Source organism: Conyzicola sp. (assembly GCF_057073975.1).
In genome coordinates this window covers 1-24,741 of the sequence record NZ_JBXMIS010000146.1, presented here as the reverse complement: position 1 = coordinate 24,741, position 24,741 = coordinate 1, and the positions used below count along the sequence as shown (strand labels likewise).

At 67.7% G+C, this 24,741-nt stretch carries 24 protein-coding genes and 1 tRNA gene; 18 read left to right on the top strand and 7 right to left on the bottom strand.

The features are described from left to right. The 5 genes from AC14A7_RS13565 to AC14A7_RS13545 all read left to right on the top strand — a co-directional run. Window positions 1-1,335: sensor histidine kinase (locus AC14A7_RS13565; protein WP_484009933.1), on the top strand; the 1,335-nt coding region annotated here is incomplete at its 5' end. Beyond that, window positions 1,332-1,994, top strand: a complete 663-nt coding sequence (locus tag AC14A7_RS13560) for a response regulator transcription factor (protein WP_484009931.1) — start codon at window positions 1,332-1,334, stop codon at window positions 1,992-1,994. The genes AC14A7_RS13565 and AC14A7_RS13560, both read left to right, overlap by 4 nt. Before the next feature lie 128 nt (window positions 1,995-2,122). After that, window positions 2,123-2,455 (top strand): SHOCT domain-containing protein, encoded by a 333-nt coding sequence (locus AC14A7_RS13555; protein WP_484009929.1) that lies wholly within the window; start codon window positions 2,123-2,125, stop codon window positions 2,453-2,455. 84 nt (window positions 2,456-2,539) lie between these two features. Next, entirely contained in the window at window positions 2,540-3,448 is a 909-nt protein-coding gene (locus AC14A7_RS13550) for a sensor histidine kinase (protein ID WP_484009927.1), read from the top strand. An 18-nt stretch (window positions 3,449-3,466) separates the two neighbouring features. After that, entirely contained in the window at window positions 3,467-3,880 is a 414-nt protein-coding gene (locus AC14A7_RS13545) for a response regulator (RefSeq protein WP_484009925.1), read from the top strand. Here the strand turns inward: AC14A7_RS13545 and def are convergent. Continuing rightward, the gene (def, locus tag AC14A7_RS13540; RefSeq protein ID WP_484009923.1) at window positions 3,877-4,443 is read right to left on the bottom strand and encodes a peptide deformylase; all 567 of its coding nucleotides are present in this window, start codon (window positions 4,441-4,443) and stop codon (window positions 3,877-3,879) included. The genes AC14A7_RS13545 and def overlap by 4 nt on opposite strands. 40 nt (window positions 4,444-4,483) lie before the next feature. Between def and AC14A7_RS13535 the strand changes: the two genes are divergently transcribed. From AC14A7_RS13535 to AC14A7_RS13525, 3 genes are all read left to right on the top strand, one after another. Then, complete coding sequence (locus AC14A7_RS13535; RefSeq protein WP_484009921.1) at window positions 4,484-5,419, top strand: DMT family transporter; 936 nt, start codon at window positions 4,484-4,486, stop codon at window positions 5,417-5,419. 62 nt (window positions 5,420-5,481) lie between these two features. Continuing rightward, window positions 5,482-6,819, top strand: a complete 1,338-nt coding sequence (locus tag AC14A7_RS13530; RefSeq protein WP_484009919.1) for a glycosyltransferase — start codon at window positions 5,482-5,484, stop codon at window positions 6,817-6,819. 139 nt (window positions 6,820-6,958) lie between these two features. Next, window positions 6,959-7,032 (top strand) — tRNA-Ile (locus tag AC14A7_RS13525). A gap of 3 nt (window positions 7,033-7,035) precedes the next feature. Here AC14A7_RS13525 and AC14A7_RS13520 read toward each other — a convergent pair. Then, window positions 7,036-7,701 carry a hypothetical protein gene (locus tag AC14A7_RS13520; RefSeq protein WP_484009917.1) on the bottom strand — a complete coding sequence of 222 codons (666 nt, stop codon included), beginning with the start codon at window positions 7,699-7,701 and terminating at the stop codon, window positions 7,036-7,038. A gap of 144 nt (window positions 7,702-7,845) precedes the next feature. On the opposite strand from AC14A7_RS13520, the gene AC14A7_RS13515 reads away from it, so the two are divergent. Further along, complete coding sequence (locus AC14A7_RS13515; protein WP_484009915.1) at window positions 7,846-9,228, top strand: MFS transporter; 1,383 nt, start codon at window positions 7,846-7,848, stop codon at window positions 9,226-9,228. 33 nt (window positions 9,229-9,261) lie between these two features. Here the strand turns inward: AC14A7_RS13515 and AC14A7_RS13510 are convergent, their stop codons facing one another. Next, window positions 9,262-12,921: an SCO7613 C-terminal domain-containing membrane protein gene (locus tag AC14A7_RS13510; protein ID WP_484009913.1), complete on the bottom strand. Its 3,660-nt coding sequence runs from the start codon at window positions 12,919-12,921 to the stop codon at window positions 9,262-9,264. Window positions 12,922-13,067: 146 nt separating this feature from the next. On the opposite strand from AC14A7_RS13510, the gene AC14A7_RS13505 reads away from it, so the two are divergent. From AC14A7_RS13505 to AC14A7_RS13490, 4 genes are all read left to right on the top strand, one after another. Beyond that, the gene (locus AC14A7_RS13505) at window positions 13,068-13,643 is read left to right on the top strand and encodes a hypothetical protein (RefSeq protein WP_484009911.1); all 576 of its coding nucleotides are present in this window, start codon (window positions 13,068-13,070) and stop codon (window positions 13,641-13,643) included. 27 nt (window positions 13,644-13,670) lie between these two features. After that, complete coding sequence (locus AC14A7_RS13500) at window positions 13,671-14,567, top strand: oxygenase MpaB family protein (RefSeq protein WP_484009909.1); 897 nt, start codon at window positions 13,671-13,673, stop codon at window positions 14,565-14,567. Window positions 14,568-14,590: 23 nt separating this feature from the next. Then, window positions 14,591-15,268, top strand: coding sequence for a Pr6Pr family membrane protein (locus AC14A7_RS13495; protein WP_484009907.1), 678 nt, complete (start codon window positions 14,591-14,593; stop codon window positions 15,266-15,268). Window positions 15,269-15,347: 79 nt separating this feature from the next. Further along, window positions 15,348-16,208, top strand: coding sequence for an SMP-30/gluconolactonase/LRE family protein (locus AC14A7_RS13490; protein WP_484009905.1), 861 nt, complete (start codon window positions 15,348-15,350; stop codon window positions 16,206-16,208). Here AC14A7_RS13490 and AC14A7_RS13485 read toward each other — a convergent pair. After that, the gene (locus tag AC14A7_RS13485) at window positions 16,205-16,747 is read right to left on the bottom strand and encodes a Dps family protein (RefSeq protein WP_484009903.1); all 543 of its coding nucleotides are present in this window, start codon (window positions 16,745-16,747) and stop codon (window positions 16,205-16,207) included. The genes AC14A7_RS13490 and AC14A7_RS13485 overlap by 4 nt on opposite strands. A gap of 145 nt (window positions 16,748-16,892) precedes the next feature. Between AC14A7_RS13485 and AC14A7_RS13480 the strand changes: the two genes are divergently transcribed. Continuing rightward, complete coding sequence (locus AC14A7_RS13480; RefSeq protein WP_484009901.1) at window positions 16,893-17,729, top strand: DUF1684 domain-containing protein; 837 nt, start codon at window positions 16,893-16,895, stop codon at window positions 17,727-17,729. Here AC14A7_RS13480 and AC14A7_RS13475 read toward each other — a convergent pair. Then, entirely contained in the window at window positions 17,726-19,195 is a 1,470-nt protein-coding gene (locus tag AC14A7_RS13475) for a hypothetical protein (RefSeq protein ID WP_484009899.1), read from the bottom strand. The genes AC14A7_RS13480 and AC14A7_RS13475 overlap by 4 nt on opposite strands. 152 nt (window positions 19,196-19,347) lie before the next feature. Here AC14A7_RS13475 and AC14A7_RS13470 point away from each other — a divergent pair, with 152 nt between their 5' ends. Both AC14A7_RS13470 and AC14A7_RS13465 read left to right on the top strand, forming a co-directional pair. After that, the gene (locus AC14A7_RS13470; protein ID WP_484009897.1) at window positions 19,348-20,967 is read left to right on the top strand and encodes a bifunctional 3'-5' exonuclease/DNA polymerase; all 1,620 of its coding nucleotides are present in this window, start codon (window positions 19,348-19,350) and stop codon (window positions 20,965-20,967) included. Between the two features lie 17 nt (window positions 20,968-20,984). Further along, window positions 20,985-21,545 (top strand): PadR family transcriptional regulator, encoded by a 561-nt coding sequence (locus tag AC14A7_RS13465; protein ID WP_484009895.1) that lies wholly within the window; start codon window positions 20,985-20,987, stop codon window positions 21,543-21,545. On the opposite strand, the gene AC14A7_RS13460 is transcribed toward AC14A7_RS13465, so the two are convergent. Next, window positions 21,520-22,719 (bottom strand): glycosyltransferase family 4 protein, encoded by a 1,200-nt coding sequence (locus AC14A7_RS13460; RefSeq protein ID WP_484009893.1) that lies wholly within the window; start codon window positions 22,717-22,719, stop codon window positions 21,520-21,522. The two genes, AC14A7_RS13465 and AC14A7_RS13460, sit on opposite strands and share 26 nt — an antisense overlap. A 199-nt stretch (window positions 22,720-22,918) precedes the next feature. On the opposite strand from AC14A7_RS13460, the gene AC14A7_RS13455 reads away from it, so the two are divergent. After that, the gene (locus AC14A7_RS13455; protein ID WP_484009891.1) at window positions 22,919-23,443 is read left to right on the top strand and encodes a DUF3145 domain-containing protein; all 525 of its coding nucleotides are present in this window, start codon (window positions 22,919-22,921) and stop codon (window positions 23,441-23,443) included. A 37-nt stretch (window positions 23,444-23,480) separates the two neighbouring features. Then, window positions 23,481-23,648: a hypothetical protein gene (locus AC14A7_RS13450; protein ID WP_484009889.1), complete on the top strand. Its 168-nt coding sequence runs from the start codon at window positions 23,481-23,483 to the stop codon at window positions 23,646-23,648. A 100-nt stretch (window positions 23,649-23,748) separates the two neighbouring features. Here the strand turns inward: AC14A7_RS13450 and AC14A7_RS13445 are convergent. Beyond that, window positions 23,749-24,741 (bottom strand): beta-ketoacyl-[acyl-carrier-protein] synthase family protein (locus tag AC14A7_RS13445; RefSeq protein ID WP_484009888.1); only part of this gene is annotated, 993 nt, incomplete at its 5' end.

The following is a 24,741-nucleotide window of genomic DNA, read 5'->3' as shown; positions in this document are numbered from 1 at the left end:
CCGTCCCGCCGTAGCGCCCGCCGATCAGGTCGCGAGACGTTCGGTCGGGGCGTATACGGCCACGAGCGATTTGGCCGCGGATGGGGCGCGCGCGACTGGGATGCAACGGACTGGCACCCGCCGTGGTGGGATCCTGAGCACGAGTCCCGGCGCTTTCAGAGCAAGTCGTCTGCTGGCTTCCGGCTCTGGGCGCCCGTCATCATCTCGCTGCTGGTTCAGCTGCCGACCGTGTTCGTCGACTGGACGGCGGGCAGGGGCGCATCACGCGTGGTCTTCGAGAGCCCGCAGGCGGCGTTCTTCGCCATCGGCCTTGCTCTCGTCGGGCCGCTCGCCCTCATCGCCGCTCGACGCTTCCCCGGGCCGGTCGTGGCCGTCGTCGGTCTCGCTGCCGCCGTCGACCTGCTGCTGGCCGGCAACGACGGCCCGCCGTACATCGCATTCGCCTTCGCCATCGGATCCGCCATCGTGCGCGGCGCCCGGGTGTGGGCGTGGGCGACGATCGCGGCCACCTGGCTTGGGTCCATTGCCATCGGCACCCTGCTCGGCCTCGACTGGCAGCCGGTGCGCATCGTCGGCATCACGATCGGAATCCTCCTGCTGGTCGGGTTCGCCGAGGGACTGCGCACCCAGCGGGAGCGCATCGAGGAGGCGTCGCGACGCGTGGCGGCACGCCGGCAGTCGGAGGTGCAGGCCGAGCGGGTGCGAATCGCCCGAGAGCTGCACGACGTGCTCGCGCACTCGCTCAGCCAGATCAACGTGCAGGCCGGCGTCGGGCTCCACCTCATCGACAAGAACCCAGACAAGGCGAGGGATGCCCTCGCTGCCATCAAGGAGACCAGCAAGACCGCACTCGACGAGGTTCGATCCGTGCTCGGCATACTGCGCGACGGCTCGACCGACGCCCCCCTCGTGCCAGAGCCAGACCTCTCCCGGCTCGACGGCCTCGTCGCGAGCGTCACCGCGCAGGGCGTGGATGTGCAGCTGTCGAACTCTCTCGGCGAGGTGCCGAAGTCGGTGCAGCTCGCGCTCTACCGCATTGCGCAGGAGTCACTGACGAATGTCGTTCGCCACTCCGGGGCGACGCGCGCGACGGTTGCGCTGTCGGAGACCGCCGCCGACTACTCCCTGAGCGTCACCGACAACGGAAGGGGTCCGTCGAGCACCGACGACGGTGCCGGCCGAGGGCTCATGGGAATGCGCGAGCGGGCAGAGCTGCTTGGCGGCACGCTGAGCGTCGGCTCCGGGGCTGCCGGAGGGTTCACCGTCTCGGCGAGCATCCCCACGGAGGAGACCGTCCGCACAGCGCCAACCATCCCCACGGAGGAGAGCAGATGATCCGCGTCGCCATCGCCGACGACCAGCAGCTGATTCGCGGCGGGTTCCGGAGCCTGCTCGAGTCGGAGCCAGACATCGAGGTCGTGGGCGAGGCCGGCACCGGAACGGAGGCGGTCGCCCTCGTGACCGCGCTGAAGCCCGATGTGGTGCTCATGGACATCCGCATGCCCGACGGCGACGGCCTGTGGGCGACAGAGCAGATCGCCGCCAACCCCGACCTCGCCGGCACCCACATCGTCATCGTCACGACGTTCGAGCTCGACGAGTACGTCGGCCAGGCCATTCGCGCTGGGGCGAGCGGATTTCTCGTGAAGGACACCGAGCCCGTCGAGCTCATCCGCGCCGTGCGCGTCGTGGCCGGCGGGGATGCCCTGCTGAGCCCGGGCGTCACCAAGCGCCTTCTCGAGCGCATTGCCGGATCCATTGCCGAGGCGCCCGACACGGCCCAGCTGTCGGTGCTCACCGAGCGCGAGCGCGAGGTGCTCTCGCTCGTTGGCCTCGGCCTCACGAACGACGAGATCGGCCAGCGCCTGTATCTCAGCCCGCTGACGGCCAAGACCCACGTCTCGCGCATCATGTCGAAGCTCCTCGCGCGCGATCGGGTGCAGCTCGTCGTCGTGGCCTACGAGACGGGCCTCGTGACTCCCGGCCAGCGGTAGTAGCCGGCCGCGCTCCCGTACACCCGGCGCAGTACCAGCAGTGACGCCGCAGGGCAGATTCGCCACGACTCGCCCGCGGGCACGCTTGGTTCCATGAGGCTCCGCACGGAGCCCGTGGAAGGAGAACCGTGTTGTCATCACTCGCCATCGTCGGGCCCATCGCCCACCTCGGAGGCCCTGGCTTCGGATTCGGATGGCTGTTCCTGCTGATCCCGCTGTTCTGGATCCTCGTCGTCGTGCTCGTCGTCGCCATCGCCGGCCGCCGGTGGCGTCGGGCTGGATGGAGCGGACCTGGATACGGCCACGGCGGTCCGTGGGGCCACGGCTGGGCCGCAAGCCGCAGCGCGGAGTCGACCCTCGCGGAGCGATTCGCGCAAGGAGACATCGAGGAGAAGGAGTACCGCTCCCGACTCGAGGTACTGCGGGCGAACCGCTACCCGGAGCAGCCGACTCGGGACTAACGGTCGTGGCGCGGTAGGCTCGCTCTTGGCCATTTTCGGCCGGGGGCGGGCCTCGCTCTCGTCGGACGAGTCATGAGGAGCAGCGTGATCGAGTGGATCGAGTCCAACTCCCTCCTTGCGGCAGCCGTGCTCGCCGGCGTCGCAGTCGCCGCCGTTCTCGCCTTTCTCGTGACATTCATCGTCTACCGGGTCGCTCGGCGTCGCCACGCAGCCGACCGCAGCAGGGTGCTCGACATCGAGCGCGACCGCCTCGAGCTCGAGGTGTCCCTCGCCGAGCAGAACGGCCGGCTTCGCATCATCCGCGAGCTGCACGAGGTGTCGGTGCATGAGATGACGGTTCTCATCAGCCAGGCCGACGGCGCCCGGTACGCAGGAGTCAAGGATCCCAAGGCCGCCGTGCGCGCCGCTGACGTCATCGGGGAGTCGGCCCGCAACCACCTCGCCAACCTCCGTCGCGTGATGAACGTGGTGCGCGACGGCGAGGCGGCGGTCGAGACCCAGCCGGAGCTCAAGAGCGCGCGCGACCTGCTCAAGGTCATGCGCGATGCGGGGCTTGTGATCACCTTCGAGGAGACCGGCGAGCGGTTCGACATGAAGCCGGGTGCCGAGCTCTCGGTGTATCGCATCCTCGAGGAGGCGCTCACCAACGCGCTTCGCCACGGCGGAGAGGGCACCGAGGTCAAGATCGCCTTCACGTGGACAGACGAGGCCTTCCAGCTCGTCGTCGACGACGACGGAATCCGCTCGGCCTCGCGCCGCGAGGGCCTCGATCCCAATGAGGTCTCCCGCAATGGCGGATACGAGCTCGACGACGATCTCATGGCGCTCACCGGTGTCGTGAGCGGCGCGGGCATCACCGAGATGCGCGAGCGTGCAGAGCTGTTCGGCGGCGTCTTCACCGCCAACGCGGTGCCAGGGGTCGGGTTCACCGTCTCGGCGAGCTTTCCGGCACTTCGATACCACAACGGCATCCACGGCGTGAACCTTGCCTAGTCGCGGGCTGGGCGCGTAGTGGGCGCCGCATCGCCCATCCGGGTGCTCGTCGTCGACGACCAGCCCCTGCAGCGCGCCGGGTACCGCATGGTTCTCGAGGCCACGCGGGGCATCGAGGTGGTCGGCGAGGCGGGTGACGGCGCCCAGGCCCTCGCCTTCGTGCGGCGAACGCAGACCGACGTCGTGCTGATGGACGTGCGGATGCCGAGGGTCAACGGCTTCGTCGCGACGCAGCGCATCCTCGGCGACGAGCAGGTGCGCGAGCTCGCCCCCGTGCCGGCGGTCGTGCTGCTGACCGCCCTCGACCTCGACGACTACATCCCAACCGCCGCTGGCGCTGGCGCCTTTGCCGTCATGTACAAGGACGTGCTGCCAGAGACGCTCATCGAGGCGATTCGGAGTGCGGCGAAGAACAGGGCAGCGCGGCCCTAGGCGTCGATGTCGTCGACCCCGGGCGTCCAGCTGTTGCCAGGAACACCCCACCGCGACTTCTTGATCGTCTTGGCGACCGCCTGACCGTGCACATGCTCGAGCCGGTCGGCATAGAGGATGCCGTTGAGGTGATCGAACTCGTGTTGGAAGATGCGTGACAGCCAGCCGCTGGCGTAGACCTCGAACGCCGTGCCATCGAGGTCGAACGCCGTCAGCACCGCCCGCTCGCTTCGTCGCAGCGGATAGCGCTCGCTCGGTATCGACAGGCAGCCCTCTGACTCGGTCTCCTCGTCGGCCGGGCCGACCGGTGTCGGGGTTACCAGCAGCTCCGGGTTGATGGCGACACCGCGCCAGAGGCGCTCGTCGTCATCCAGCCAGTTGTAGACGAAGACCCGCAGCGGCACTCCGACCTGGGGCGCAGCGAGGCCGACTCCCGGCGCCTCCTCCATCGTCTCGAACATGTCGGCGACGAGAGCGCGCAGCTCCGCGTCGAAGGAGGTGACGGACTGGGCGGGGGAGTGGAGCACCGGATCGCCCGTAATCCGAATCGGTAGTACGGCCATGTCTCAAGAATATCGGCGTGCGAGCCGGTAGATTCGACGGGTGCCGCCCGAACTCGCCGACATTGCCGACCAGATCACGCTCACACCAGCTCAGGCCATCGGCATCCCGATCGCCCTGGTCGGTGCCGTGCTCATCGCCCTCGGCACCCAGCTGCAGCACAGCGGCGTCTCGAAGGTCGGCGCTGCGGTCGACACCAAGGCCGGTCTCAGCGTGCGCCAGCTGCTGTCACTGCTCGCCCGACCCGCGTGGGTGCTCGGCAGCCTCGTGCTCGGCCTCGCGATCCTGTTCCAGCTGACCAGCCTCGTCTTCGCCCCGCTCATCGTGGTGCAGCCGCTCGGCGCCGTCGCGCTCGTCGTCACGGCCATCCTCAACTCCCGGCTCTCCGGTGTGAAGCTCGACCGGCTCTCGAAGCGGGCCATCGCCTTCTGCGTCGGTGGCGTCGGCCTCTTCGTCACCATCGCCGCCGTCACCGCCAAGTCGAGCCCGATCACGGAGAAGCAGCTGGCGATCGTGCTCTGCATCCTCGTGGGGGTGCTGATCCTGCTCAGCGTGGTCTTCATCGTTCTGCGCAAGCGGATCACCCCGATCTTCTACATCGGTGCAGCCGGGGTGCTGTTCGGGTTCGTCGCCACACTCGCCAAGGTCGTCATCGACCGCATCAAGACCCTGTCGTTCAGCGGGTTCAAGCTCGGCGATGCCGAGTGGCTCACCGTGCTGTGCCTCGTCGGCATGCTCGTCGCCGCCTCGCTCGGAACCTACTTCGTGCAGACGGCGTACTCCAACGGGCCGCCAGATCTCGTCGTCGCGGGCCTCACCGTGATCGACCCGCTCGTCGCCGTCGGAATCGGAGTCATCGTGCTCGGGGAGGCCTCGCAGGCACCCCTGTGGGCGATCTTCGCCTTCGTCGTGGCGGGAGGGCTTGCCATCTACGGCGTGCTCCAGCTCGCAAAACACCACCCGCAATCGCAGCACTAGGGTACTTTTGTACCCACGCCCCCCGGCGCGATTGATGCCGCCCCAGCCAAGGACAACCCAATTTGCCTGACACCTCTGCCGGTTCGGCCGCGTCTGGTTCGACGTCGACGGGTCCGTTGAAGATCCTCATCGGGGCCGACACATTCCTGCCCGATATCAATGGGGCCGCCATCTTCGCGGCGCGACTCGCCGCTGGACTGGTCGCCCGCGGGCACGAGGTTCACGTGGTCGCTCCGTCAGGCGACAAAAGGCACGGAACCTGGACGGAAGAGGTCGAGGGCCAGACCATCATCGCCCACCGGCTGCGCAGCTGGCGCTGGTACCCGCACCCGTGGTTGCGCTACGCCCTTCCGTGGCGAATCGAGCGGAACGCGGCGCGAATCCTGGATGAGGTGAAGCCAGACGTCGTTCACTTCCAGTCCCACATCGTCACGGGCCGCGGCCTCTCCAAGGCGGCGGTGGAGCGCGGGATCCGGCTCATCGGCACGAACCACTTCATGCCGGAGAACCTCCTCGAGCACACGAAGCTGCCGAAGTTCATCCACAATTTCGCCGTGCGGCAGGCCTGGGCGGCCGCGTACCGCTCGTTCGTGCGCGCAGAGGCCGTGACCTCGCCGACGCGCAAGGCGGCGGACTTCTTGGAAGCGGCTATCAACATCCATCCGGTGCTCGCGATCTCGTGCGGTATCCAGGCCAGCGACTACACGCCGAGCTTCGAGCCGCGCACAGAGAACGTCATCGTCTTCGTCGGCCGCATCACGGGCGAGAAGCAGATCGACAAGCTTGTTCGTGCATTCGCCAAGCTCGACCCCGCGCTCGACGCGAAGCTCGTTCTCGTCGGACACGGCGAGGAGGAGGGTCACCTGCGTGCCCTCGCCGCCCAGCTCGGCGTCAGTGACCGCGTCACGATCACCGGGTACGTCTCGAACGAGGAGCTGCGCCGCACCCTCACCCGCGCCACCGTATTCGCCATGCCGTCGATCGCAGAGCTGCAGAGCATCGCGACCCTCGAGGCGATGGCGTCTGGCCTGCCGATCGTGGCCGCGAACGCCATGGCGCTGCCGCACCTCGTGCACCACAAGCAGAACGGCTACCTGTTCGAGCCCGGCGACGTCGACGAGCTCGCCCGTCGCCTCACCGACGTGCTCACCGCCTCACCAGTGAAGCTCGACGCATTCAAGCGCGAGAGCCTCAAGATCGTCGAGGCCCATGACATCAAGCGCACCCTCGACACCTTCGAGGCGCTGTACCGCGGCGAGAAGGTTGCCGACCTCATCGTCGGCGACTTCCAGCCCCGCGTGAAGGGTGCCAAGCGCGCCGCGCTCAAGAAGGCGCTGCGCCTGGGCCGTGGCGACGAGCCGTCTGCCGACGGCGCCGCCCTTCCCTCTCCAGCCGACTAGCCCAATCCTTCGAAGATTCAGGACTTCTTGCGCGATTCGTGCGCGCAAGTAAGGCAGCGTGCCCCGATGGACGTGTCGAGTCCTGAATCTCCAACACGGTGCGACTCCGGTAGATTCTCTTTCGACGTCTTGACGTCACGGGGCGGTAGCTCAGCTGGTTAGAGCAGCGGACTCATAATCCGTCGGTCACGGGTTCAAGTCCCGTCCGCCCTACTCCTACAACCCCATCGTTGGGTTCGCCGTGCGCAACGCGTCGAGCGCCGAGCCCGCGACGGTGCCCGACACCGCCAGGGTGCCGTCGTCGACGAGAATCCACACGTCGCCGGTGAAGAGGTGCGATTCGGCCTCGAGAGAGAACATCCCTTCGCGCTCCGCCTCTCGGGCCGTGACCGTGCCCATCGATACCGACGAGAAGCCCTCGGCGGTCAGCGCAGCCTCGATCGAGGCGCGCGTAGCCGGGTCGATCTCTGCAACCAGGAGGATGAAGGAGCCGTCAGAGTTGGGCACGCCCCACCAGCACGACCGCGCATTGGTGACCCCGGATACTGCCGTGATTACCGCTGGCAGTTGATACCAGGGGTAGTAGTCCGTCGCCACGTTCTCGCCGAGGAACTCCGTGGAGTCGGCGAAGGCCGACCTCGCGGTCGCAATGGGAAGCAGGGTCTCGCAGTCGGGGATAGTCAGGGGCGCGCTGACAGGATCGGGCGTGGGCGTCGGCGTGCTGGTTCCTGAGCCTGTTGGGGTTGGCGTCTCCGGCTCTGCGGGCGCCGGAACCGGTGCGCATCCGACGGCAACGGTGACCATCGCGACCGAGAGCAGCGCCGTGATGAGTGCGCGCGCTGGGATGCCGGGGTTCTGGACGGTGGATCCTGGTCGTGTCATTATGTGCCCTCCGGTCTAGAGGCAGCATCAGCATTCGTCAGCCGGGCCGCTACTGGTTCGACGTTCTGGAACCAGACATTGGTTGACACGCTGACGGCAGATCGAACGCTCTCCAATGTGGGCTCCCTCCTCTACGGTGGAAGCATGACGGATGCACCCGCCACGCCAACGAACGTTCCGCCCGCGAGCGCGAACCGCACCTTCCTGCAGGTGCTCGTCAACACGGCTGTCGCCAACGTCACGTCGAGCTTCCTCTGGTTCGCGTTGACCTTCTGGGTCTACCTCGAGACGAGGTCGGTGCTCGCCACCGGCATCATCGGCGGCGCCTACATGCTGCTCGTGGCCGCGTTCGGCATGGTGTTCGGCACAATTGTCGACCGCCACCGCAAGCACCAGGCGATGGTCTTCGCGAGCCTCACGACACTCACGGCGTTCGCCATCGCCGGTGTGCTCTACCTGCTGTTCCCGGAGTCGGCGCTTCTCGACCTCGGCGGGCCGTGGTTCTGGCTGTTCGCCGGCATCATCCTGTTCGGTGGCGTCATCGAGAACATGCGCAACATCGCGCTGTCAACCACCGTCACGTTGCTGATTCCCGTGGAGCGGCACGCCAACGCCAACGGTCTCGTCGGCACGGTGACCGGTCTCGCCTTCATCGTGACGAGTGTGTTCTCCGGGCTCTCGATCGGCCTGCTCGGCATGGGCTGGACGCTGCTGATCTCGATCGTCGTGACGGCGCTCGTTCTCGTTCACCTGCTGACCCTCCGTATTCCGGAGGAGAAGCCCCACGTCGAGGAGTCGGCGCCCATCATCGACGTTCGTGGTGCTGTGAAGGCCATTCGCCTGGTGCCCGGCTTGTTCGCCCTCATCATCTTCGCCACGTTCAACAACCTCATCGGCGGCGTCTACATGGCGCTCATGGACCCGTACGGACTCGAGCTGTTCTCCGTCGAGGCGTGGGGTCTCGTCTTCGGCGTTGCCGGCACCGGCTTCATTGTCGGAGGGCTGCTCATCGCGAAGTTCGGCCTCGGCAGAAACCCCGTGAAGACCATGCTGCTGCTCGTGATCGTGATGGGCCTGCTTGGCGCGCTGTTCACCATCCGAGAGTCATGGCTGCTCTATGCTGCGGGCATCTGGCTCTACATGGTGCTGATCCCGGCCGTGGAGGCGTCGGAGCAGACCGTCATCCAGAAGGTCGTGCCGTTCCAGACCCAGGGTCGCGTCTTCGGGTTCGCGGCGGCTTTCGAGGCGGCTGCCGCCCCGATCACGGCATTTCTCGTCGCGCCGATAGCGGAGTTTCTCATCATCCCCTACATGCGATCGGATGCGGGCGCGCGCACCTGGAGCTGGCTGCTCGGCACGGGGGAGGCGCGGGGTATCGCGCTCGTGTTCCTCGTCGCCGGGGTCGTGATGATCGTCGTCGCGGTGCTCGCCTTCCTCACGAGGTCGTACCGCACGATCTCGGCGACTTACGCCGGCACCACGGAGTCCGTGCCCGTCGCCGAACCGGCCGCCAATCCGGCCACCTGAGCCTGGAAAGTACGAGCGAGACTGCGTGGCTGCCTAGTTGAGGTCGCGGATTCGCGCGGCGATACCGCCGCCGTGCGTCTTGCGCTCCGACGTCACGGCGATGGCTAGCAGCACTGCACCGGCAGACGCGAGCGTCACCCACCATGGAGTCGACTGGATGTCGCGGCTGGCCTGCACAGAGAACACGACGATGTTCTCGAGCGGCAGCACCGCGATTCCGCCGATGAACGGTGCCGCGAGCTTGAGCCGCGATCCGAGGAGGATCGCCACGAGCGCCAGCACGATGACGAAGACCGCGCGCCACGTCTCGGGTGTCGTGAAGGTCGCGAGGATCGACGGAACGAAGAGCACGAACAGCCCGGGCCCGAGGAGTGGCCATGACCCGCGGAAGCCCACCGGCCACGACGTGACCGTTGCGTCGCGGTCTGTCGTGCGCCAGGCGATGATGCCCGCCGCCAGCAATGCAATCGCCATGGGCACAGAGAAGCCCTCGACGCGCAGCACTTCGCGCTGGCTCCAGCTGACGACCGAGGCGACCCAGGCGAAGCCGAACCAGACGATGGCGGGCGGTAGGGCCGACGCGCGTGTTCTCGTGCGTATGACGACTACCAGCATGCCGACGAGGTAGACGATCATGAGCCAGAAGAGGGTCCAGATCGACACCTGGTCCTGCCGGATTCCGGCGGCCGTTCCAACGAGAAGGTAGGCGAGGGCCGGCACGAGAAGCCATCGCGACGAGGAGCCGATGAGACGGGCGGCGAGGGCGGCGAGCACTGCACCGAGTGCTGCCAGCCCGAGCACCGGCACGATGTCGAATGTCAGCGCATCGACCGGGGGAGTCGAGCGGTCGATTCCCCGGTTGACGGCGGCGATCGCCGCAGACGACGACGTGAGGATCGCGACCGCGAGCACGGGCACCCGCAGCGTCGCGAGCCGCGTGAGACGGCCGAACAGCGCGCCGAGTGCGATGAGCAGCCCCGTGGCACCGACAAGCCCCCAGAGACGCCAGGCGAGGCCCACGTCGTCTCCGTGCTCGACGGCCAGGAGCCCGAGAGTCGGAAGGGCGCCGACGACGAGGCCAGTGAGCACCATCCATTGCCCTGGTCGACCCCGGAACACTGCGACGCCGCCGATGAGTACGGCCGCGATGGCCGGAGGAAGCACGTAGGGCTCGAGCACGTCTACGCCCCACAGGGCGAACAGGCACCACAGCGCTCCCGACCACGAGACGTAGCTGATGACCCACCCGTAGCGCCGAGCGCTGAACAGCGTGGTCGCGGCCCCGCCAAGACCGACGATCGCGAGCACCAGGAACGTCGTGTCGAATCCGGCGGCGATGCGGAGAAGGGCGATGACAACGGCGATCGCCGCCGTGACGAGAGCGGAGGCCTCGACGGCGAGCCGTGCCATGCGCGCGTCGGCGGTGCTGATTCCTCGCCGTTCGAGAGCGTGCCCGATGGCCACGGTGAACGGCAGCGTGAGGGCGACGAGCCCTGCGACGATCGGCAGCACGATGGGTGAGCCGCTCGTCGACGCAATCGCAGGAACGACACCGACGGTGACGACGGCAAGGCCCGGAACCACCAGCGCAGCGCCGAGGGCGCGGAGCGGCGCGACGTGCCCAGGGCGACGGCCAACGGTGAGCACGACGCCGAGTACCGCCGCCGCTCCCGCTGGCAGCGCGGTCCACGTTGTGTCCTCTGCGAGGCGCCATGCGAGGGCGAGCGCGAACGGCACAGCAGCGACGGCAAGCAGCGAGTACCAGTACTCGATCCGCAGTCGAGCGAGAAGTGTTGCTGCGATGGCGGCAAGCAGGCCGAGGGTCGCGGTGAGGGCGACGATGACATCCGGGTGCAGGATCGTGTACTCGTCGAGCGCGCCGGAGAAGACGAAGAGGGCGAGCGTCGCTGCCGCGATGATGTGGGCGGGTCGCACTGGACGAGCGACCGTGGTCGAGAGCAGCACGATGGCGAGCACGACGGCCACCTGCGCAATGGTGCCGACAACGCCCGCCTGCCACGCTTGCGCGAGGGAGTGCAGAAGGATGACGTGGGCCCCAACCACGAGCGGCAGACGAAGGTGCAGTGGCGAGCCCGCTATCGCAGCGACCCGCCAGACGACGATGCCGATCACGACGACGCTGCCGATGCCGACGGCGAGTCTGCCCTCGATGCTCAGGGCCGACAGGCTTGTGAGGGCCAGCAGAGCGTACATGCCGAACCACGCGGCGCTAGACAGGGCGATCGTGCGCACGGCGCGTGCCCCGGCCGGCGTTCTCGCGAGTCGCGGACCGAGAACCGCGACAACAGCACCGGCGGCGAAGGGCGCGAGAACGCCGATCACCGCTGGTGCGGTGTCGTGCTCGTCGCCCCACCAGACGGCGACCGTCATGGCGTTCACGAGTGCAAGGAGTCCGGCGGGAACGGACACCAGCACCGTCGCTATCCACGCACCGACGACGACGATGACGCGGTGAAGAGACCCGCTCTGCACAGAACCGACCTGCACAGAACCGAGCTGCACAGAACCGACCTGCACCACGGCGGTGAGCAGCACGAGGGCGGCGAGTGCGGCGAGAGGCACGACGGCGATGAGCCAGGTGTCGAGCAGCTGGCCGCTCCAGTGCAGGGGGACCACGGCGGCGGCTGCAGCGGTGAGCCCGCCGGCTGCGAGGCTCCACAGTCGAGGCAGCGAGTCGCGGGTGCTCACGGCGGAGAGGACTGCGAGCGCGAGGAACACCGCCCCGGTTGCGAGGAACTGGTCGATCGGCGCGGGAGGAGCGATTGCGACGAGCTGCACCGCGATGACGGGAAGCAACACAAGGCGGATGACGACGAGGGCCACGCGCTCAGCCTCGAGGCTGCCGGCGAACCGCCGCGAGAGCAGCGGCAGGAGGGTGACGATGGTGACGGCGCCGAACCCGACGCCGACGTGGCCGAGGATCGAGTACCACTCGTGATCAGCGCCATACCCGAAGAAGGCGGGCACCAGGACGAGGCCGATGACTCCTGTCCACAGCCAGGTGCGGATGCGGGCGAGCACGGCGATGCCGATCATCGCACCGGCGGCAACGAGGGTCGCGATCCCGGCGACCGTCCATTCCGCGAGGGGCTGCTGCGCGTACCGCGTCACCGACCACACGTCGAGCGCGACGAAGACCATTCCGAGAGCGCCGACCGTCTCGCCGGAGAAGGTGAGGCCGCTGCGGGCGAGGAGCCACGCGCCGCCGAGGAAGACGACCGTGGTTATGGCGACGATGATCGTTCGCAGGTCTTGCTGGCCCTCGAGGTCGGGGCTGAGGAAGGTGAAGAAGATCGCTGCGATGGCGAACAGCCCGGCGCCGGCTACCGCAAGCACCGACTGGAGGCTGAGCTGAGACGACGGGCGCGCGGCGCCGGGCACGACGGCCGGCGGTTCGTCCGCTGGCACAGGCACTGGCGTGGGCGCGCCGACAGGGGGAGCCACCGCAGTCTGCAGCGCTGCGTCGGGTAGGCGGTCGATGATCGCCGCGCGTGCCTGGAGGGCGGCCACCGCCACCGAGGTCTGGGCCGCAAGCTCGATCGCCACCGGACCACGCAGGTCTGCACGGCAGTTGCTGCAGACTCCGGCGATGAGCGCCGTCACGCCGCACCGCGGGCAGATGGCGAAATCGGTGAGGCGGGCGACGGCGGTGTACGTCCAGCGGTCTGTCATGCCGGTCAGTCTAGGGTCGCGGTGTCGCGGTCGGGCAGCACCGCGAGCATCCTATTGGTCATCCGCTGGGATGAACTTGGCAGAGCCACAGCATCGGCACAGGAGGGTTTCGTACTGTACGAACCATCCCGACAGGAAGGACCACCATGGGCCTCTTTGACCGCCTCTTCGGAGACGACGAGCAGCAGGCGCAGCGCACGCCACAGCGCGCCGCGCAGCGTACCGACGACGAGATCGCCGTGGAGCGCTACCGCTATCTGCTGCGCACGGCGCCGCCGGAGACCATCGAGCAGGTGCACACCGAGGCGTTCTCCAAGCTCACCGAGGAGCAGCGCGACCTGCTGTTCCGCGAGTTGAGCGCGGGTGCACCGGAGGGAGAGGCGCCCCGCGACACATCGGCGCGGTCGCTCGCGACCTCTGCCACGAGGCAGGAGCTGCGCAATCCGGGAACCATGGAGCGCTCACTCGGCGGCAACGGCAACGGCGTCGGCTTCGGCGGCATGGTGATGAGCTCACTGCTCGGAACCGTCGCCGGATACGTCATCGGCTCTGCGCTCGTCAGCGCCTTCCTGCCTGACCCCGGTGCCGATGCCTCGGCCGACGGCGGCGAGGGCAGTGGTGACACTGACGCGGGCGCCGACGCGGGTGCCGACGGCGGCGACGCGAGCGCGGATAGCGGCGGCGACTTCGGTGGGGGCGACTTCGGCGGCTTCGACTTCTAGGGTGCGCCGCGGGTGCATGATGGCAGTGTGAGAAGACGAATCGGCGCTGGGTGGCGCGACTACATCCTCGCGGCGTTCTCCGGCTCAGCCGATGGCTCCCCCGACTGGGTTCTCGCGATGCGCAACGGCGACGACGCCGGTTTCTTCGGACCGGGGTCAGCGGTGTGGGCGGTGCACGGCGCGATGCCGGTGACGGTCGCCGGCATCCGGGCTCTCCTCATGCAGGCGCTGCATCCTGGCGCGATGGCGGGTGTGCACGACTGGTCCCGTTATCGGGAGGATCCGCTCGGGCGCCTCGCCGGCACCGTTCGCTGGGTGCTCACGACGACGTTCGCCGACACCGAGGCGGCTCGCGCGGGCTCGGAGTACGTCAAGCGGCTGCACACTCGTGTGCAGGGCACCTACGGCGAGCAGAATCAGCCGTACTCCGCGTCAGACCCAGAGCTGCTGCGCTGGGTGCACATCGTGTTCGAGGAGTCGTTTCTCTCGTGCCACCAGGTCTGGGGCGGCCCGATCCCCGGGGGAGCGGACCGCTACGTCGCCGAGTGGGCAACGGCGGGGGAGCTCATGGATGTCGCGAACCCTCCGCGCAGCGAACGCGAGCTGCGAGACCAGCTGGCCGCGTTCCAGCCGCAGCTCGTGAGCGATGAGCGCGTCGCCCAGGCGGTGCGGTTCATCCGTCGACCACCGCTGCGGCGGTCCCTTATGCCGGCCTACGGCATCCTGTTCGCCGGTGCGGTCGCGACAATCCCCTTGGAGTACCGCAGGATGCTCGGTCTTCGCCGAGCCTGGTGGCCGGCTATCACGGCGACCCGTATCTCCCTCGTGGTGCTCTCGCGACTGCTGGGGAGGCCCTCCACGAGCGAGATCAACACCAGGCTCCGGCTGGAACGACTCGCGCAAGAGAGTTCACAGCGCGCGTAGACGATTGGCTCTACGCTGGCGCCATGAGGATCATTTTCGCGGTTCTGCGCGTTGCCGTTGCCGTCGCCATCATCGCCGCGGTCGTCGGCCAGCTCCAGACGAGCATCGGCTACTGGGCAGACAAGGGCGGTGTTGACACGTCGGCGCACATCGTGCACTTCTTCAGCTTCTTCACCATCGAGTCCAACATCATCTCCGCCGTCGTGCTGCTGATCGGGGCATTCTTCCTCGTCACCCGAACCAGGCCGGACCCGCAGTGGTACACCATGGTGCGCGCCTCCGCCGCGACCTACATGATCGTCACGGGTATCGTCTACAACCTGCTGCTGCGGGGCATCGAGCTGCCGCAGGGTGCGACGCTCGCCTGGTCGAACGAGGTGCTGCACGTGATCGCGTGCCTGTGGATGCTGCTCGACTGGATCCTCGCCCCCGGCCGCTCTCCCATCGAGGCGCGGCAGCTGTGGAAGGTGCTCGTGTTCCCGATTGCCTGGGTTGTCTACACGCTGGTGCGCGGTCCGCTCGCTGTCGACACCGTCTACGGAAACGACTTCTGGTACCCATACCCCTTCCTCAACCCGAACCTCTCCGCGAACGGCTACCTCTCTGTCGCGTTCTATGTCGTTCTCATCGCACTCGTCATCAGTGCGACGGCGGCCGGTGTGCTCTGGGTGTCGCGACGCAAGCCACTCATTCGGCCGTAGCGCAGCGCGTATACCCCAGGCCGTGGGAGGCGTGACAAGGGCCTAGACAGCATGGTCCGCTCCATGCTGTCGTTGGGACATGAACGAGGTACACCTCTTCCGCAGGAGCGGCGCGATCCTCGCAGAGAGCCTCGTCTGGGAAGCGCAGTCGCGCTCGCTGCGATGGTGCGACATCACGACGGGCGGCCTCTACCGCAGCGGGCTGAACGGTCCGCAGTCAGGGGAGAAGGACGAGCGGCTTCAGCTTCCCGCGCCGCTTGGCTCCTTTCACCCGGCGACGGAGGGCTTCGTGGCATCGCTCGACGCTCGCGTGGTCATCATCGACGCGGAGGGGAGGATTCTGCGGGAGATCGCTGCCATCGCCCACGCCCATCCCGGCATGCGGCTCAACGACGGCAGGGTCGACGCGGAGGGCCGCTGGATCACCGGCTCTGCCGACCTCACCAGGCACCAACCCGACGGCGCGTACTACTCGGTCACCGACGACGGAGCACGGCTGCTCTTCGGAGGCGTCGGCGTCGCCAACGGACTCGACTGGTCGCCCGATGGCCGCCGCATCTACTTCACCGACTCGAGCGTCGGGTCGATCTACAGTGCGACCTACACCCGCGGGGGAGAGATCAAGGATGTCTCCGCATTCCACCATGGAGCGACATACGACGGCCTCGTGGTCGACCTCGACGGCTGCATCTGGACGGCAGAGTACGGTCGCGGGCGCGTGACGCGGCTCGACCCGGACGGCAACGAGATACTCACCATCGGGCTGCCTGTGCCGAACGTGACCTCCGTGACCTTCGGCGGCGATGGCATGTCGACGCTGTTCGTCGCGAGCGCGAGGGAGAACCTCAGCGAGCGCGACCTCGCGACGCACCCGCTGTCCGGTTCGATCTTCGCGATCGACACCGAGACAGCGGGTCATGCGGCTCGCGTGTTCGGCTAGGCCTTCGTGCGGGCCGTGCGGTTCTCTGCTGACACCATCCAGGCGAACTGCTCAAGGCGCATGATGATGGCGTGCAGCAGGTCGGCGCTCGTCGGGTCCTCCTCGTCGACATCGTCGTGCACGCGGCGGGCTGTGTCGACCGTCGCCTCGAGCATGACGGTCACGAGGTCAACCGTCGCCGTGGTGTCGATCTCGCCGTTGGGAAACTCCGGCAGGGTGGTGGTGGCCGCGACGGTGTCGCTTCGGCCGTCGGGCATGGCGTGCAGCGCCCGCATCCTCTCCGCGACCTCGTCGCTGAAACCACGAGCGTCATCGATGATCTCGTCGAGCTGGCGGTGCAGGTCGCGGAAGTTGCGGCCGACCACGTTCCAATGGGCCTGCTTGGCCTGAACGTGCAGCTCGATCAGGTCGACCAGCACCGCCTGCAGGCTGTCGGTGAGCTTCTTGGAGGCGGTGAAGCCCTTCTCTGCGTTCTGCTTGCGGGTGGTGCGTGCGCCCCCGCCGGTCGGTACGGTCGCGGTGTGTCCGTTGTCAGCCATCCGTGTGTCCTTTCGTCGTTTACCCAACGGTAGGAACCGCACCTGAGAGGCGGCGAGGGGTTGACTGCGTGACGGGGCAGTGCAGTAGGCGAATAAACCCGTGTCCCTGTCGGTTGCACCCAGCGACTACTAGAAGGATGGACGAATGACCGAGACAGCCACCGCACCAACCCCAGAAGCCCTTCTCGCAACCTACCGCGAGCGTCGAGAGCTCTCGGTGGTACAGCCGACCGGAAGCCTTGCCCTGACGAATACCCAGTGGGTCGACTCGGAGCAGACCATCTGGGGCGTGCCCGGCACGTGGGCGCCCCTGCCTGCTGGGTCGTCCGGCCTCTCGGTCACCGCGAGCCCCGCCGACCACATCACCGTTGACGGCGCCATTGTCGACGGCACTGTCGCCGTTCGCGGAAAGGATGACGAGGCGCCATCCGCGATCGACTTCGGCAACGGCAGAACCGGCTTCGTCATCGCGAGTCCAGAAGGCAACTACGCGCTGCGCGTGTGGGATGCGAACTCCGAGGGAATTCAGGAGTTCGGCTCGATCGACGCGTTCGCGTACAACCCCGACTGGGTCATCCAGGCGACCTTCACCGAGAACCCTGCCGGCACCACGATGGGCTTCGAGCACCTCAAGGACAACGGCAAGACCAAGGACGAGGTGATCCCCGGCAGCATCACCTTCACGAAGGACGGCGTCGACTACGACCTCGCCGCCTTCAAGTCGGGGCGCGCTCTGCAACTCGTCTTCGCAGACGCCACCAGCGGGGTCAGCACCTACAGCGTCGGGCGGTTCCTCTTCGTCGCCCCGAAGCCAGACGGCACCATCACGCTCGACTTCAATCTCGCCGTGCTGCCGCCGTGCGCCTTCAGCTACGCATTCAACTGCCCGATGCCGCCGAAGCAGAACCGCTTCGCCGTCGCCATCGAGGCGGGGGAGAAGAACGTGCTCAAGAAAGACGGATCACTCCTCCACGAGGTCTAGCCCGCGGCTGCAGCCCTGCGGCGGCGCGCGAAGAGCAGCAGGCCCGCGGCGAGCACGAGCACGCCTCCGATAGCCGTCGGAATCGAGTCGAGTCCGCTTGCTGCGAGCTGCGCCGCTGGCGAGAGCGAGAACAGCTGGATGCGGAACAGCTCCCCTCCCACCGTCGGGCTCGTTGCCGCGAAGTACAGATACCCGCCGAGAACGACGGCGTAGTAGGGGTCAGACCCGACACCGGGCGCGATGTTGGTCGCCTGCACCGCCGTCGTGCCGTCGGTTGCCCAGAGCTCGAACGCCGACCCGTTGGCGCTGGCGGTCGCGTACAGCGTGCCGCCACTTGCGACGAAGCCATAGGGGAAGCCAGAGACGGCGCCGGGCGCGGTCTGCGGACCGGAGACGACGCTGACGCCGTCGGTGTGCATGAACTCATGGCCGTTGACGCCGTTGTCTGCGCCGAACCAGAGGGCTCCGTTGAACGCCGTGAAGTCCTGCGGAGCCGAGTCGGCTGGCCCGGGGTTGATGTCGAAGTACGTCGGCGCGGCTCCGCCGGTGGCGTGACCGAGCTCCTGTCCGATGGCGGCGGTGCCCGCGCTGAAGTAGAGCACGTTGTTGTACACCGAGTAGTACTGGAACCCGTTGTCGTTTGCCAGGTCGCTGGTCAACTGAGTGGGGGGAGCGACTCCGTCGGTTGCCCATAGCTCGTAGTTGTATGGCCCGCCGCCCGCGGTGTTCGCGAGGAAGTAGAGCGCGCCGCCGGCTTCAGCGAAGTTGTGCGGGTTGCCGCCGAAGCTGGCACCGTAGAGGTCGGCGAACAGCACGGGAGGCGAGACACCGTCGGTGCGCCACAGCTCGAAGCCGATTGCTCCGTTCCAGGCTGACATATACAGGAAGCCGTCGTAAGCGTAGAGGTCTCCGACACTCGACGAGGAGACCCCCGGCTCGATGTCGCCGTAGATGGAGACGACACCGGATGTGTTGATGCCGAAGAGCTCCCGTCCCACCCCAGAGCTGTACGCGGAGAAGTAGAGGATGTCGTTGAACTCGAAGAAGTCGTTGGGATCCGAGTCGCTGATCCCGGGCTCGAGGTCGATCACCTGCGCCGGCGCGTTGGAGCCGTCGACGACCCACAGCTCTCCGCCATCGGGCCCGTACGCCGTGAAGTAGAGCTTGTTGTCGAAGATTGTGAAGCCGTAGGGGTCAGAGCCGCCCGTCGGGTTCAGGTTGAGGTTGGTCGCCGAGCCCACCGAGCCATCGGAGACGAACAGCTCGGTGCCGTCGACGCCGTCGGTTGCACCGAAGTAGATTCGCCCGTCGTAGACGATCGTGTCGTATGCGGCGGAGTCGCCGGTCGGGTTGATGTCGGCAACGAGCTCCGGTGTCGGAGTCGCGGCGCCAGCCGGAATCGCAGCACCGACGGCGACAAGGGCGGCGATGGAGACGGCAGCAGAAAGGCGAATCGGCAGGCGCACGGGGATCCAGTTCGTCGAGAGGTAGCGGCGATCGGGCGACTGCGCAGCTCACTGCAAATGCTACTGGTTGGTGTGACTGTGGTGGACTATGCACCTACCCCGCGAACGAGGGTCGAGTGCTGCGGGTCGGGGGTCACCGGCAGACTAGAGCCGTGTACGTGATCGTGTCTGGGCAGCAGGCCCGCTTGTTCGGCGACGACGCCGTCGAGGTCGGCCAGGAGACCATCGACTCCATCGAGCAGGCGGTCGCGGCTCATCCTTCTGCGCGGTTCGTCTGGGACGACACGCGGCGGTGGTATCCCCGGGTGCTCGCGGCCGGGCTGCGCGTCGATCGGTGCGTCGACCTGCGGCTCAGCCACGCGATCCTCCGCGCCTCGACGCTGACGGCAGGGTCGCGTCTGGCGACAGCAGAGCTCAGCGTCTGGGATGCACCGGTGGAAGTTCCGCTCGAGCCGCGGTACCGGGGCGAGGCGCTCTTCGACCTCGACGAGCCGGAGCCAGAGCTGGGGGCCGACCCCGTCGAGGAATGGATGCTGCAGCGGGAGGCGGTCGCGGCATCCAGCGACCCGGCGCGGATCGGGCTGCTGCTCGCGGCAGAGAGCGCGGGCGCGCTCATCGCGGTGGAGATGAAGCACGCGGGGCTGCCGTTCCATGTCGCCACGCACGAGTCGCTGCTCTCGTCGCTGCTGGGGGAGCGGCCGCGTTTAGGCGAACGTCCGGAACGACTCGAGGCGCTCAAGCAGCGTCTCGTCAGCATTCTTGGGTTCGACTTCAATCCCGACTCGGCCCCAGAGTTGCTGAAGGCCCTTCGCAAGGCCGGCCTCAACGTGGAGTCGACGGGCAAGTGGCAGATCGCCGAGATCGACCACCCGGTGATCGCCCCGCTGCTCGAGTACAAGAAGCTCTCGCGGCTCATGACTGCCAACGGCTGGAACTGGCTCGAGGCATGGGTGGCCGATGGGCGCTTTCGGCCGGAGTATGTTCCCGGCGGCGTCGTCACCGGCCGCTGGGCGGCCGCCGGTGGGGGAGCACTGCAGCTGCCGAAGCAGGTTCGCGGAGCGGTGATCGCCGACCCCGGCTGGACATTCGTCGTCGCCGATGCGGCCCAGCTCGAGCCGCGCGTGCTCGCGGCCCTCGCGGGCGACCGCGCCATGGCGGCTGCGGGCTCCGGCGACATGTACGAGGGAATCGTGGCGAGCGGCGCGGTCGCCACCCGTGCCGAGGCCAAGATCGCCATGCTCGGCGCGATGTACGGCGCGACGACGGGCGACAGTGGACGGCTGGTTCCCCGCCTGGCCAGAGCCTTCCCGAGGGCCATTGCGATGGTCGAGGAGGCCGCGAGAGCGGGGGAGCGCGGCGAGATCGTCACGACCCGCCTCGGCCGCAGTTCGCCCCTGCCGGGTACCGACTGGCGTCGCGAGTCGTCGATCGACGCGGCCGCAGAGAGCCGCGCACGCCGCGAGTCGCGCAGCTGGGGCCGCTTCACCCGCAACTTCATCGTGCAGGGCACGGCCGCCGAGTGGGCTCTCTGCTGGATGGCCGGCCTGCGCGGGGAGCTGTGGGCAATGGATGCCGACCCCGCCGCGCGCCCCCACCTCGTCTTCTTCCTGCACGACGAGGTCATCGTGCACACGCCGGTCGCGCTGGCAGAGCAGGTGGCGGCATCCATTCGCCAGGCCGCCCACGACGCTGGCCGCCTCATCTTCGGCGAGCTCCCGGTCAGCTTCCCCGTGACCACCGCGATCGTGCGCACCTACGCGGAGGCGAAGTGATTCGCTAGCGTTGCCTCATGTCGGTGCGCCACAGCCTCCTCGTCATCCTCGCCCACGGCCCGTGCTACGGCCACCAGCTTCGGCAGGAGTTCGACCGCCGCACGGGCGGCACCTGGTCGATCAACGCCGGTCAGGTCTACCAGACACTCGACCGGCTCGAGCGCGACAAGCTGATCGAGGCGGCCGGGGTCGATGCTGAGGGCCGTGAGCTCTACGCGATCACGCCGATGGGCCGCGCAGAGGCTGAGGCATGGCTCGCTTCGCCCGTCACGCGGGTCGAGCGCGACGAGCTCGCGATCAAGCTCGCCCTCGCGGTCACCCTCCCGGGAGCGGATGCAGCCGCGGTCATCGCCGCCCAGCGGCACGCCTCGCAGGCAGCACTCGCGATCGTTACGGCGGCGAGTGCTGGTGACGTGGGGGAGGCGGTCGTGCTCGCGTCCCTTGTTGCAGCGGCAGAGGCTGACCTGCGCTGGCTCGACGAGGTCGAGCGACTCATGGCAGGGTCACAGCCCTACGGGCTGAACGCCGAATCGCCGCGACGGGGCCGACCGGCTAAGCCGCCGACCGCAGCTCGGTAGCGCGGGCGTAGGCGGCCGTGATACGCGCGACGTAGGTTGCGGCCGAGAACGTCGCAGCGTCCCTTCGAGCGCCCTCCGAGAGCGCCTGCAGCCGCCCCGGCGTGACGAGCTCGACCAGCGCCGCCGCAAGACCCTGCTCGTCGGGGGTCTGCGAGAGGTAGCCAGAGTCGCCAAGCCCCTCGCGCAGCTTGGGGTCGCAGAACAGCACGCCGCGATAGCGCGACACCGACTCGGCAATAGTCATCGGCTGGTTATCGAAACCGTAGGAGGTGAGCGCGACCATTGACGACGCGTCGATGAGGTCGATAACGGCGTCGTGGCCGAGGCTTCCGTGCACCCGGATGCGCGGCTCAGACTGCGTGAGCGACCGCAGCTCGTCGAGCTGGCTGCCACTGCCAACGAAGTCGACCTCGAAGGATGCCGTGGCGAGAGCCTCGAGTGCGGCCGCCGCGAAGACCAACGGCCGCTTCTCCGGCTCGCACCGCGCGACCCAGAGGAACCGCGGGGGAGCGTCGTCCGCGAGCACGGTTGCCGGCCGAGGGGATCGTGAGATCGGGTTGGGCACGATCACGATGGGCGTCTGCACCCCGGCCGCGGCGAGGTCGGCTCCCTGGTGCTCCGAGGGAGACACGACCAGGTCGGCACGCGAGGCCATCGCGGCCGTCATGTTGCGCAGAGTGTCGTCGGAGGGCCGTCCCGTGAAGCGGGTTGTGGGAAATCGCGCGGCCGTCATCGACTGCAGCAGAGCCTTCACCACTGGGGCGACAAGAGTGGGGCCGATGCCGGCGCTCTGCCAGTAGAAGGTGTGCACGGTGTGCACTACGGGGAGCCCGAGCTGGTGCGCGGCCGTCGCCGCCGCCTGGGCGAGGCCGAACTCCGTCTGCAGGTGCACGACATCCACGCGCATCTCTGTGAAGTAGTCGCGGAGGCGCCGCACGAGAGGCGCCCTGTTGTAGGTCACAGCGAGGTCAAGCCCGGGAACGGAGAAGGCGGGGGCAATAGCCAGGTCGACGCTCTCTATGCTCGTGCCCTTTCGCACGTTGGCGACGAGGTAGACCGTGTGACCAGCCTCGGCGAGAGCCGCCTTCTGCTCGAGCATGGAGCTCTGCGCTCCGCCGACGTAGTCGAGGTAGAAGTCGCTGATGATTGCGACGGTCTGCTTCGTGTTCGGCACCGCCCCAGTCTAAAGTCTCGGGTGAGTCGGGCCCTGCGGGCAGTTCTGCGCGAGAAACGGACCGCAAGGCCGACTCGACGAATCACACGCTTGTCATTTGAGCGCTTCTCGGGGGATAATCGCAGTACAAGTTCAAATCGCAGTTTCACGCACATTCGTTGGTCGATGGGGAAGTCGCACCAAACGAATGGAGATTGACGTGACTGCACCAACCGCTAGCGGAGTGCACAGTACTCGCGGAGTACTGTTCGTGCACTCTGCTCCTCGTGCGCTCTGCCCCCACATCGAGTGGGCTGCTGGCCGCGCGATCGATCGTGCCGTGAACTTCGACTGGGCCGATCAGCCCATGCTCAAGAACTCGCAGCGCGCCGAGTTCTTCTGGGAGGGCCCCCAGGGCACCGGTGCCGCTATCGCCTCCGCGCTTCGCGGCTGGGAGCACCTCCGCTTCGAGGTGACGGAAGACGCGTCGCCACGCAGCGACGGCGGTCGATGGATGCACACGCCAGACCTCGGCATCTTCTTCGCTCAGACCGACTCGGTCGGCAACATGGTGATCCCGGAGGACCGCATCCGCTCCGCCATGGAGCAGGCCGGATCCAATGCCCTCGAACTCCACCGCGAGCTTCGCCTCGCCCTCGGCCAGGCCTGGGACGACGAGCTCGAGGCATTCCGCCACGCCAGCGCCGACAACCCGGTGGTCTGGCTTCACGCAGTTAACGGATAGACGACCGACCTCAGGCCGGGGAGAAAGGGAAGAACCGATGATGGACTCGCTCTCGAAGGAACTTGTCGAACTCGTAGACGAAGTGGCACCACCGCTCATTGACATGGAGCAACTCGAACGGCTCGTGACGCAGGATGAGGCTGCAGAGCTGTTCGATGGGGAATGTCTGGTGCACGACGGCTGCCGCACGGTCTGGCAGCGGTAGATGCTCGCTGGTTGAGTAGGTCGCGAGGCGCCCGTATCGAAACCGGTTGATCGGAGGGGTTTCGATACGGGCGCCTACGGCGTCCTACTCAACCCGTGGGTCAGTTGTAGCTGCGCACCGCTACGACAGCGTTGTGGCCACCGAATCCGAACGAGTTGCTGATCGCGAGCTGCGGGCCGTCGCCGAGCGGCTGCGCGCTGCTCGAGACCGACAGCGGAATCTCTGGATCGAGGTTCGCAATGTTGATGGTGGGGGGAGCGAGGCGCTCCTTGACCGCGAGGATCGTGAAGATCGCCTCGAGGGCGCCGGTGCCGCCGAGCAGGTGCCCATGAGCGGCCTTGGTGGCCGACACCGGGATGTCGTGCACCCTGTCGCCGAACACGGCGAGCAGCGCCTTGTACTCCGCGATGTCTCCGACGGGCGTGCTCGTGGCGTGCGCGTTGATGTGGGTGACCTCGTCGACCGTCGCACCAGCCTGCTCCAGCGCCGCGTACACGGCCCGCGCCGCACCGCGACCCTCGGGGTCGGGCGCGGTGATGTGGTACGAATCGCTCGTCACGCCGCCGCCGGCGATCTCCGCGTAGATGCGGGCGCCGCGGGCGAGCGCGTGCTCCTCCGTCTCGAGCACGAGAGTCGCTGCTCCTTCGCCCATGACGAAGCCGTCACGGTCGACGTCGTAGGGCCGGGATGCCGTAGCCGGGTCGTCGTTGCGCTTCGAGAGTGCCTGCATGGCTGCAAACGACGCGAGCGTCATCGGGTGGATGCAGCTCTCCGTTCCGCCGGCGAGGATCACGTCGGCGAGGCCGAGCTGCAGGTGCTCGTACGCATTGGCGATGGCCTCGGTGCTCGAGGCGCACGCAGAGACGTCGGTGCGCGCGAAGGCGCGGGCGTCGAAGTTCATGCTGACGGCTGCTGCTGCCGCGTTCGGCATGAGCATGGGAACGGTCATCGGCAGCACGCGGCGCGGTCCGCGCTCGCGCAGGGTGTCCCAGGCGTCGAGCAGGGTCCAGAGTCCGCCGATGCCGGTGGAGTACTCCACGCCGAGGCGCACGGGGTCGATGTCGGTGATGCCGGCATCCGCCCAGGCCTCGCG

Excerpts from the sequence above, each read along its gene's own strand:
- AC14A7_RS13465 (WP_484009895.1), top strand. The coding sequence starts at position 20,985 with ATGTCGGTGCGCCACAGCCTCCTCGTCATCCTCGCCCACGGCCCGTGC.
- AC14A7_RS13510 (WP_484009913.1), bottom strand. The coding sequence starts at position 12,921 with ATGACAGACCGCTGGACGTACACCGCCGTCGCCCGCCTCACCGATTTC.
- AC14A7_RS13495 (WP_484009907.1), top strand. The coding sequence starts at position 14,591 with ATGAGGATCATTTTCGCGGTTCTGCGCGTTGCCGTTGCCGTCGCCATC.
- AC14A7_RS13505 (WP_484009911.1), top strand. The coding sequence starts at position 13,068 with ATGGGCCTCTTTGACCGCCTCTTCGGAGACGACGAGCAGCAGGCGCAG.
- AC14A7_RS13520 (WP_484009917.1), bottom strand. The coding sequence starts at position 7,701 with ATGACACGACCAGGATCCACCGTCCAGAACCCCGGCATCCCAGCGCGC.
- AC14A7_RS13490 (WP_484009905.1), top strand. The coding sequence starts at position 15,348 with ATGAACGAGGTACACCTCTTCCGCAGGAGCGGCGCGATCCTCGCAGAG.
- AC14A7_RS13480 (WP_484009901.1), top strand. The coding sequence starts at position 16,893 with ATGACCGAGACAGCCACCGCACCAACCCCAGAAGCCCTTCTCGCAACC.
- AC14A7_RS13450 (WP_484009889.1), top strand. The coding sequence starts at position 23,481 with ATGATGGACTCGCTCTCGAAGGAACTTGTCGAACTCGTAGACGAAGTG.
- AC14A7_RS13560 (WP_484009931.1), top strand. The coding sequence starts at position 1,332 with ATGATCCGCGTCGCCATCGCCGACGACCAGCAGCTGATTCGCGGCGGG.
- def (WP_484009923.1), bottom strand. The coding sequence starts at position 4,443 with ATGGCCGTACTACCGATTCGGATTACGGGCGATCCGGTGCTCCACTCC.
- AC14A7_RS13485 (WP_484009903.1), bottom strand. The coding sequence starts at position 16,747 with ATGGCTGACAACGGACACACCGCGACCGTACCGACCGGCGGGGGCGCA.
- AC14A7_RS13515 (WP_484009915.1), top strand. The coding sequence starts at position 7,846 with ATGACGGATGCACCCGCCACGCCAACGAACGTTCCGCCCGCGAGCGCG.